Origin of the sequence: Coleofasciculus sp. LEGE 07092, assembly GCF_015207375.1 — a bacterium.
Lineage (GTDB): Bacteria > Cyanobacteriota > Cyanobacteriia > Cyanobacteriales > Coleofasciculaceae > LEGE-07092.
In genome coordinates, this window is sequence record NZ_JADEWY010000017.1 from 55,368 (window position 1) to 64,842 (window position 9,475).

Annotated in this window: 8 protein-coding genes; 5 read left to right on the forward strand and 3 right to left on the reverse strand. The window is 47.1% G+C overall.

The genetic code is table 11. The features are described from left to right. Window positions 1-295: 295 nt before the first annotated feature. Complete coding sequence (locus IQ257_RS06540) at window positions 296-1,798, forward strand: dolichyl-phosphate-mannose--protein mannosyltransferase (protein ID WP_322744219.1); 1,503 nt, start codon at window positions 296-298, stop codon at window positions 1,796-1,798. Here the strand turns inward: IQ257_RS06540 and trmB are convergent. Continuing rightward, window positions 1,795-2,439 (reverse strand): tRNA (guanosine(46)-N7)-methyltransferase TrmB, encoded by a 645-nt coding sequence (gene trmB, locus IQ257_RS06545; protein WP_193877013.1) that lies wholly within the window; start codon window positions 2,437-2,439, stop codon window positions 1,795-1,797. The two genes, IQ257_RS06540 and trmB, sit on opposite strands and share 4 nt — an antisense overlap. Before the next feature lie 125 nt (window positions 2,440-2,564). Here trmB and IQ257_RS06550 point away from each other — a divergent pair, with 125 nt between their 5' ends. The 4 genes from IQ257_RS06550 to IQ257_RS06565 all read left to right on the forward strand — a co-directional run bounded on the left by IQ257_RS06550 (window position 2,565) and on the right by IQ257_RS06565 (window position 7,364). After that, complete coding sequence (locus IQ257_RS06550) at window positions 2,565-3,494, forward strand: DMT family transporter (protein ID WP_193877015.1); 930 nt, start codon at window positions 2,565-2,567, stop codon at window positions 3,492-3,494. A 100-nt stretch (window positions 3,495-3,594) separates the two neighbouring features. Continuing rightward, complete coding sequence (locus IQ257_RS06555) at window positions 3,595-4,464, forward strand: tRNA (5-methylaminomethyl-2-thiouridine)(34)-methyltransferase MnmD (RefSeq protein WP_193877017.1); 870 nt, start codon at window positions 3,595-3,597, stop codon at window positions 4,462-4,464. A 1,054-nt stretch (window positions 4,465-5,518) separates the two neighbouring features. Then, complete coding sequence (locus tag IQ257_RS06560) at window positions 5,519-6,556, forward strand: HD domain-containing phosphohydrolase (RefSeq protein ID WP_193877030.1); 1,038 nt, start codon at window positions 5,519-5,521, stop codon at window positions 6,554-6,556. A 55-nt stretch (window positions 6,557-6,611) separates the two neighbouring features. Further along, window positions 6,612-7,364, forward strand: coding sequence for a phytochelatin synthase family protein (locus IQ257_RS06565; RefSeq protein WP_193877019.1), 753 nt, complete (start codon window positions 6,612-6,614; stop codon window positions 7,362-7,364). A 270-nt stretch (window positions 7,365-7,634) separates the two neighbouring features. On the opposite strand, the gene IQ257_RS06570 is transcribed toward IQ257_RS06565, so the two are convergent. Together IQ257_RS06570 and IQ257_RS06575 are read right to left on the reverse strand one after the other, a co-directional pair. Continuing rightward, window positions 7,635-9,119, reverse strand: a complete 1,485-nt coding sequence (locus IQ257_RS06570) for a hypothetical protein (RefSeq protein WP_193932970.1) — start codon at window positions 9,117-9,119, stop codon at window positions 7,635-7,637. A 163-nt stretch (window positions 9,120-9,282) separates the two neighbouring features. Further along, window positions 9,283-9,475, reverse strand: a 193-nt coding sequence (locus IQ257_RS06575; RefSeq protein ID WP_265586108.1) for a metallopeptidase TldD-related protein, incomplete at its 5' end; no start/stop codon positions are given.

The following is a 9,475-nucleotide window of genomic DNA, read 5'->3' on the forward strand; positions in this document are numbered from 1 at the left end:
CGATCGCTTAATTACAGACTCTGGTTTTTATTCTTACCCCCCGATTTTTAGCCCTATCATCACAAATCGCAGCACAAAAATACCTGCGAGAATCCACACCGCAATAGAAATTTCATGTGCTTTACCCTGAAACGATTTAATTAAGGGATAATTGACATCCTTCCCAGCGTTAACGCACGGGGATTCCATAAATTCCCTTTTGGGCTTCCTCTTTCCGCGACTCGGTTTACACTGAGGAGTCTCCGTTCGACTGACGCTCACGGCGAAAGCCCCACCAATGCAGAGGTTGATGTCTATGTTGCGTCCTATGATTGGCTTCAAGAAGCTGTCTTACTCCTCAATTCCTTGGTTTAGCATTGGCTTAACTGCTATTTTTTTAGGCTCAGTCGTCCTGCGATTTTGGGGACTGGGGCGATTTAATGCTCTCGTATTTGATGAAGTCTATTACGCTAAATTTGCCAACAATTACTTAACCGATACCCATTTTTTTAATGCCCATCCCCCCTTAAGCCAGTACTTCATCGCCATCGGGATGTGGATTGGCTCTCACCTGCCTTTCGGTCAAGATAACATCAATGGTTTAACCGGTTCCCTGCATTCCACCTGGAGTTACCGTTGGCTGAACGCCCTAACCGGTTCCTTCATTCCCTTGGTAGTTGCCGCTATTGCCTATCAGCTCAATCGGCGTCGTAGCTATGCCTTAATTGCTGCTATTTTCGCAGCCGCAGATGGACTGTTTCTAGTGGAATCTCGCTATGCCCTCAATAATGTTTACCTAGTTATTCTGGGACTGTTGGGACAGTTGTACTTGCTCGTGGCACTGAGTCAACCGAAGGGAGAGCGCTGGCGGAGTCTGGCACTATCGGGTATTTTTTTCGGGAGTAGTGCCTGCATCAAGTGGAATGGTTTGTGGTTCCTTTTGGGTGTTTATCTGATTTGGGGAGTGGCTTGGGCGCTGCGTTGGCGGCGGTTAAAAGTTAAAAATCAGGAGTCAAGAGGTTGGCTTGTACCCTGGAGTGCGGCGAAGGCACAACACTCAAAACTGTTCCAAACGCCTCTGGTAAATTTGACGGAAGTGAAGGTTTTTCCCTTTCTTTTAAATTTTGCCCTTATTCCAGTGCTGACCTATAGCTTCCTCTGGATTCCTCACCTGATTATGAATCCAAACCCCGGATTCTGGGAAGCGCAGTACAAGATTTTGACCTTTCACGAAAAAATTGGTGACGGTCCTAATGTTCATCCGTATTGTTCGCGGTGGTACACTTGGATTCTCATGCTTCGACCTGTGGCTTACTTCTACCAAACAGCTCAGAGTATCAACGAACAAGTCCCAGCCTACCCGCCGTTACCTTCTGGGACTGGAAAAATTATTTACGATGTCCATGCCATGGGAAATCCTATCCTGTGGTGGCTGTCAACGGCAGCAATTTTACTGTTGCTGTTGCTATTGGTTCAGCGTCTTTGGTTGGGTTGGCGTGGGAAATTTCTGCCAACGACGGTGAACTATATGACTCTTTATCTGACATTCAATTGGTTGGCGAACTTGCTGCCTTGGGTAAAGGTTGGTCGCTGTACCTTTTTATATCACTATATGGGGGCATCGGTGTTTTCGGGGTTGAGTCTTGCTTGGATTGTAGACCGATGGTTGCATAGCGATCGCTCTCAGCGGCAAAATGCAGCTATAGCCGTTATTGGGTTAATTTTACTAGCATTTGTGTTTTGGTTGCCTATTTACTTAGGGTTGCCTTTGTCCTTTGAAAGTTACCACTTGCGGATGTGGTTCCGTTCTTGGATTTAGGGGAGTGGGGAGTTTTTCCCAAACAAAGCCCGATAAACCGGTTCGCCACGAGCAAGAGTGCCTGTTTCTCGTTCGGTGGGAACGGGTAAGGGATTGGTATCCAGCCAATCGTTACCTTGCCGTTGGAAGGCTGAATGTTCATCAAAGCGCTCGCACATTTCCTGGGCTACGTCTTTCACATCAGACTGAAGAAAAATTGTTCCTGCGGCTAGCAAATAGGTAGCTAAATCATCAACTAATTTTGGCTGCACTAAGCGGCGTTTCGCGTGTCGCTTTTTGAACCAAGGATCGGGAAATTGAATAGTCACGCGCTGCAAGGTTTCCTGGGGGAGAGACTCTAAAAGAGGACGTAAGGAGTTGTTGACGTTGCAAAATAGGTAGTGAAGATTCGTCAACCCTAACTCTGCAACGAAAGCATTTGCCTGTTTGACTAAAGGTTCCCGAATTTCCAAACCCAGAAAATTCCAGTCCGGTTGTAGAGTTGCCATCCGCAATAAAAACTCCCCCCTAGCACAACCAATATCCAAATGCAGGGGTTGAGTGGGTTGGGTATAAATTTTCTCCCAGTTCGGAGGCTCGACTGGGTTAAGATATTTCTTACTGAGGGGATTGACGTGTTGGCGGACTCGGACTTTTGGCAACGTTCTGACTTCCTTCTTCAAACAACAAGCGGTTATGCGATCGCACTGCCTCTTCTTCCATCTTGCACGAAACTTGGTAGAGACGCGATGTATAGCTAGGGACAAGGGAGACAAGGAGAAAATGAATGAGAATTTTCAAGCAGCCCCTGCCATGGCAAGTTGGATTGGTTTTAGTCGTCGGTGTCTTGTCCATTTCGAGTACGGCAATTCTGATTCGTTTAGCGATCGCTTCTGCTAACGTCAGTGGTGTAGGATTTAGCCTCTTCTTGTCTGCGTCTCGCCTGACGGTTGCATCCCTGTTACTACTACCCGCTTGGCGGCATCTACAGGCAACTCAACTCAGTCCGGGAGCGCTGGGTTACGCTGTCGGGGCTGGAGTTTGTCTCGCTCTGCACATTGCCGCTTGGATTACGTCTTTATCCTTTACTTCAATTGCCGCCTCTACAACGTTGATCACTACTAACCCGATTTGGGTTGCAATTATTACCTGGTTGTGGTATAGAGAGAAACCAACCCGACTGACGGTGCTAGGAATTGGTATAGCTTTTGCGGGTGGTATTTTAATTGCGACGGGGGATGCAGGAACAGGCAGTGCTGGCAGCAATCCATCCTTGGGGAATTTGTTGGCACTTGTCGGTGCTTGGATGGTGAGTTTGTACCTGCTGTTAGGACGAGAAGCACAGCGACGGGGTTTGGGTATTGGCAGTTATGTTGCCGTTGCCTACACGACAGGAGCCTTGGTTCTGTTGCCCCTACCTTTACTGGTAGGTACGAGCTATCTCGATTATCCCATTCCTGTTTACCTCTATATTTTACTAATCGCGATCGCATCACAATTAATAGGACATACCAGCCTTAATTGGGCGGTGCGCTGGATTTCTCCCACTCTCGTTACCCTCGCTATTTTGCTAGAACCCATTAGCTCTAGTTTTCTAGGCTATTTGATTTTTCAGGAAGTACCGGGACTATGGATACTGGTGGGGGCAGTTATTGTGTTGGTTGGGGTAGCACTAGCAGTTTGTGGAGCTACTATAGCAACCCTAAATAGGATGTAACAAGTGATAGGCTTGAAACCCAGGTATAGCAAGGATCTCGTTTCGGAAAATTGCCACAACCTATTTAGGACTGCTATACTTACCTCTCCCCTCTCGAACTATGCCAGATACCAGCACCTTCACACCCCAGCCAACCGCTGACGGTTCCTATACCTTCTTTTCCCAAGAGTTTGGCGAATACTTCCACAGTACTCAAGGCGCAAAAACCGAAGCACTGCTAAAATTTGTAGAACCCTGCCAGTTAGCACGGAAAGCCCAACAGCCATTAGTACGACTGCTAGATGTCTGCTACGGTTTAAGCTACAATACGGCGGCTGCCCTAGAAACTATTTGGGCAGTTAATCCCAACTGTCGGGTTGAACTGATGGCACTAGAATTAAACCCAGAAGTGCCAAGAACTGCGATCGCTCATAATTTACATAAGATTTGGACTCAGCCGATTCCCGAACTCTTGGAAATGTTGGCAACCTCATTGGAAGTCCAAACGGACGGCTTCCACGCTCAACTCCATTTAGGAGATGCTCGAGTCACAATGGGGCAATTGCACCAGTCCGACTTTTTAGCAGATGCCATTTTTCTCGACCCCTTTTCACCGCGCCGCTGCCCTCAGTTGTGGACGGTGGAATTTTTTCAGCAGTTAGCCAACTGCTGCGCCGCAACTGCTATAGTGGCTACCTACTCCTGTGCTGCGGCTGTACGCAGTGCAATGATCGCTGCTGGTTTTAAAATTAGTTTTACCCCGCCAGTTGGGGGTCGGCAACCGGGAACTATTGCTACCTTGAATGAAGACGATTTGCACTCTCTTTCAGAGCGATCGCTCGAACATTTGCAAACCCGCGCTGCCGTTCCTTACCGCGACCCACAACTACGCGATTCAATCCCTATTATCTTGCAGAGGCGGCAAGCCGAGCAACAAGCCTCACCCCTTGAACCAACATCCCATTGGCAAAGGCGCTGGTCAAGGTCTTGAGATCAAGGAGTATACACTTGTCAAAGTTTCCCATCACGACAAATTACCCCCTTGCCTATTGAAATCTTTCATCCCACCCCTAACACCCTTTGTGTATTGCGGGGCACTTCCCAGCGGAATGTCAACTTGAGAGGGAATTGTTGGGATATTGAGTTCGGTAAAAATAGCAACAAATACGGGTTGTAAACCGATGGTTTTGTGTTAAGATTGCCTTTATGAGCTTAATCGGGAACTCTATTGTTTAGATTATTGCTCGTTGGTATCGGAATAGATCATTCTGGCTGACAAACCATTTCCCCCGTACACCATCCAGCAAAACGCATTTACTAACGTGAAGAAAGAGTTTCTAAGGCTTGGCGAAGTTTCTTCCCGAGTTCTGTAAACTAATATTCGCATACTGGATAATGCCTGGAAGTATTTCCAGCCAAAAGAATTTGGGTTTCCGTACTTCAAAAAGTTCGGACGGTTCAAGTGTATTTTGTTTTCCCAGTTCAAGACCAACCTAATTCAGGGGTGGTAAATAAGCTTGCCAAAACTGGAAAAGATACCTCTCAATTTACACCAACCTATGCCAGATGGGTTTGCCATCAAGGGGTAAGGGTGCTGTAGAAAAGGGTATCGAGATGGTGTTTGTTGTTAGCGAAGCGGTGTAAAGCCTGGACTTGATCCTAAATGGTGATGGGAAGAGGAATGCTATGAAAGCATACCCTTGAGGCTGCTTTTAGTCAGTTTCTCAATTTGTTGGAGTGGGTGGGTAAAAAGCATCTAGTTTACTTTGTCCGTGTCAACCCTGATGACACGTCTCTACAATCGAGATGAGAGGTAGATTTTCCTCCTATGAGGAAAATTGATAGGAATGCCCAAAAGTGATTTTGGTAAGCCTACGGCATAATCTTTAGATTTACCGTAGGATTATTTCAGATGAAACTTTTACATTGAGCATACTACGACATAGAATATAGGTTTTTAAACAGCTCCGCCTGAAGACGTTGCAGGGATTCTGACGGCAGAATTAATTCTCTGAGCCTAAGGCAAGCCTATGACGAAATAGATGATGTTGGATTTAAAAGAGACTTCTTCATTCCCCAAATCTCAAACAAATTCATCCGATGCCGTTGGCTTGGATGGCGATCAACCCAAAATCCTTGTTGTTGACGATCATTCCTCTAGTCGGATGACAGCAGCAGCACTGCTCTCGGTAGAGGGATACGAGGTATTAGAAGCAGAAAGTGGCACGGTAGCACTCGATCTTGTTGTTAAAGCCAATCCCGATTTGATTCTTTTGGACGTGATGATGCCGGGAATGGATGGGTTTGAAGTTTGTCGGCGTCTCAAGGCAGACGAACAAACTCGCCTAATTCCGGTAGTATTTATCACGGCACTCAGCGACAGGCGATCGCGAATTGCAGGGATTGAAGTCGGGGGAGATGATTTTTTAAGCAAACCCTTCGACCGTCTGGAGCTTTCAGCACGGGTAAAGTCCCTAGTTCGTCAAAAGCGGCTTAATGAAGATTTAGACCACGCTGAACAGGTGCTTTTTTCAATTGCTAGGGCAGTTGAAAGCCGCGATCCAGTGACGGGCGACCATTGCGAACGACTGGTTGCTTTGGGAAAGGCTTTTGGCGAATACATTAATCTATCCCGTTCCCAAATTCGGGATTTACTTTGGGGTAGCTATCTTCATGATATCGGTAAAGTAGGAATTCCCGACGCAGTATTACTGAAAAAAGGGAAACTCACACCCGAAGAATGGCAGATCATGAACCAACACGTCATAATTGGCGAAAAAATCTGTAAACCCCTGCGCACGATGCGAGGAGTCATCCCGATTATCCGACATCACCATGAACGTTGGGATGGTAGTGGTTATCCCGATAGTTTGGTTACTGACAATATTCCCTATCTGGCTCAAGTTTTTCAACTTATTGATATTTACGACGCTCTGACCAATGAACGCCCTTACAAACAAGCATTTACTCCAGAGGAAGCATTAGCAATCATTACTGAAGAAACCCACAAAGGTTGGCGCAATCCCGAACTGGTGCGAAAGTTTACGGAATTTATTCAAAACAAATTGGTACACTTTCAATAGTCATTAAGTGGGTCAGCTCAATTCAAGTTAACGGGTGAGGGTAGGGTGTTTCGTCATGAACTCTAGAACGTATCACATTGGTTTATTGAAGGCAATTCGCATTCCTTTGGGTGCCGTAGTCCTAGGCTTTTGCCTTGCCACGGGTAGAGTTCTACCGCAGACTCTACCCCTTTCCGAAACCCTGATTGACCTTAACTCCACTGAAGGCGAAACGCTACTGATAGAAAGTCAAGCTCGAAACGATTATTTGCCTCTCAGTATTCATTTCGTGACTCAGGATAACCTTGCCTATTGTGGGGTAGCGAGTATTGTCATGGTACTGAATGCCCTCTCTATTCCGGCACCCGAAGCATCTGAATTTGGAACTTACCGCATTTTCACCCAAGAAAACTTTTTTAGCAATGCCCAAACTAAACAGGTGCTACCCGCAGAAGTAGTAAGTCGTCAAGGTATGACGCTAGAACAATTGAGTCAACTTTTAGAAAGTTATCCTGTGCAAACTAAAGTGTTTCACGGTGGTGACGTAACCCTAGAGGAATTCCGCAACTTAGCCGTCAAAAATTTGCAAGAACCCGATAATTTTGTTCTGGTTAATTATTTGCGAAAAGCGATCGGTCAAGAAAGCGGCGGACATATTTCTCCGTTAGCCGCTTACAACGAGCAAACGGATCGCTTTCTGATTTTAGATGTTTCCCGCTATAAATATCCCCCTATTTGGATACAAGCTGAAGACCTGTGGCAGGCAATGGCAACAGTGGATTCTGCTTCTGGCAAGACGCGGGGATTTGTGATGGTCAGTCCTCGATGAACTATTGCTCAGATCTTGCAGCACTTATTCAGCAAGCTACACAACCCGCCCAGAGTTAAAACTCCGGGCTAATAGCCCAAGTCCACTGAAGTGGACTAAAATTCTTGCCTAGTACCGCACGGCGTAAGTACGCCCACCATTTCTCAGGAACATCAATAGTCAATCTGCTCACAGCCTAATGGTAGGTTAACTTCCGCCGAAGTCTACTAGTCGTCTAAAGACGACTTTAGCTATAAGACAGTGGTTTCAACCACTGGCGGGTTGTTGCCACTACTCCAATTCAACATATTCAACTAAATCTTCAATTTTAGGGTCTGGAAACTGCTCGATCAGACGCCACAGAACAGTATAACTGCCATCTAAACGTCGATGGACGGGGCGAAAGGCAACAATTACATCACTGCTAGGTGTCTTTAAAATTTCTGGAAGATAGCGGCGCTGTTCCCTAGAAATCGGTTCCCCCTTCAGCACTGCTTCGGGTAGCTGAAACTGGATCAATCTGACTAAATAGGTGGTGTTGAGTTCAACTGGAACTTGAGTAGAGACGGGTGGACTGATAGGGGGAACAAAACCCACTCCGGCTTTGCCTGTAAGGAAGCGCCGCTGGTCTATTTGCAAGGCATCTACTTGATTGGGAGGAATGTAGTTGAAGAACAAATCTCGTTCTTGTGGCGAGAACCTAGCAATATTTTTTAAGGTGGGGTCGAGGTTTTCTAAGGCAACGTCTCCTAAATTCACTATAAAGCCATAATCTAGACCCGACATAGGAATTTGAATGTTACCGTCTTCAATCTCAAGCGCCAAACGGGGAATCATACCACTGGCACTTTCTGCTAGAGACGCAAAGGGAAATTCTTCTAAAACAGGGGGTTCTAGGCGGTTGCGCAGCCGATTGGGGTCGGGGTGGTAACTTTCGGCGAGTAATAGACGGGCAATACCGGTATTGGGTTGGGCTAGGAATTCGGCATACTGCTGGGGTTCTAAGGGTAAAAGACCATAGGTGCCGCGAGCGATAATTTCAGGGTTTGGACCTGGGTCGATAATTCGAGCTGATTCGGGAAACGCGGGTAATATTGAGAGAAGCTGCTGTCGTGCTGCTAAAAGCGTTGTGATCGCTTGTTGAGGGGGAGCGATCGCAGGTTGAAAAGGTGGCTCATCATAGTCAACGATGGGTCGCTTGGTCGGTACGCCGATTGTGGGGGGTTCGGGTTCTGGAAAATTGGGTACTGGTGAATATCGAGGTCGCACCGGCAGTTGAACGTTGTAGCGCAAGCTGGGCGGTGGTTTATCTTCTGGTGATAGGGGATCGGGAGCCGCTAGACCCGCTAGCATCGGCAAGCGCCTTTCTATCACTCTAACCATCGGTTTAAGCTGCTGTGTCGAAGCATAGAGACTACAGTAAACCTCTCTCTGAGGTGCCGTCAAATTGGCGGGAACTTCTGGAGAAGCGGTGCCATTACTACACAAAAACTGAGGAATTTGATACTGGCTATTGAGAAAGCGTTCAACCTTTCCCAAATGCAGAAATAACTGGGCTCGCGTGGCTTCTGCCAGACTCACATCCGGTCCAGAAAGCGATCGCTGACTCCGATTGATTAAATTAAGTTGCTCTTGTACCAACCGCTCCGCTTGCAGCCAGAAATCCTGACGAGATTGACTACGCTCTAAGACAGCCGGAGTTTCCGCTGCTGATGCTGGCAGTAACGACAGCGACAGTGATAAGGGTAGCAACGCGAGAAAAGGAATGTAACGCATGGCAGTTGCAAGTTTGGGTAAGGGTTGAGTAGGGGAGCTGAGGAGCGGGGGAGCTGAGGAGCGTGGGTGAGTTGTGTTGGAAAATTCGGGTTTTCTATCTCCTTGTCCCCTTGTCCCCTTGTCTCCAAATACTGTGAAAAGACGTAGCACGCTACGTCTCTACCTAACCCCCTGTTACAGACAGCCCTTCTACAATCAGAGAAGGGGTGTAGCAAGGTCCGTTCCAATCGGCATCTTCTCCCACTGCTACCACCTGTTTGAGTGCGGTGTAAACGTTTCCGGCAACCATGGTGTCTTTCACCCGACCGATAATTTCTCCATTGCGTACTCGATAGCCTAACTCGACATTGATAGAA

Bases quoted from the DNA above. Each gene is read 5' to 3' on its own strand.
- IQ257_RS06540 (WP_322744219.1), top strand. From the start codon at position 296: ATGTTGCGTCCTATGATTGGCTTCAAGAAGCTGTCTTACTCCTCAATT.
- IQ257_RS06550 (WP_193877015.1), top strand. From the start codon at position 2,565: ATGAGAATTTTCAAGCAGCCCCTGCCATGGCAAGTTGGATTGGTTTTA.
- IQ257_RS06555 (WP_193877017.1), top strand. From the start codon at position 3,595: ATGCCAGATACCAGCACCTTCACACCCCAGCCAACCGCTGACGGTTCC.
- IQ257_RS06560 (WP_193877030.1), top strand. From the start codon at position 5,519: ATGTTGGATTTAAAAGAGACTTCTTCATTCCCCAAATCTCAAACAAAT.
- IQ257_RS06565 (WP_193877019.1), top strand. From the start codon at position 6,612: ATGAACTCTAGAACGTATCACATTGGTTTATTGAAGGCAATTCGCATT.
- IQ257_RS06570 (WP_193932970.1), bottom strand. From the start codon at position 9,119: ATGCGTTACATTCCTTTTCTCGCGTTGCTACCCTTATCACTGTCGCTG.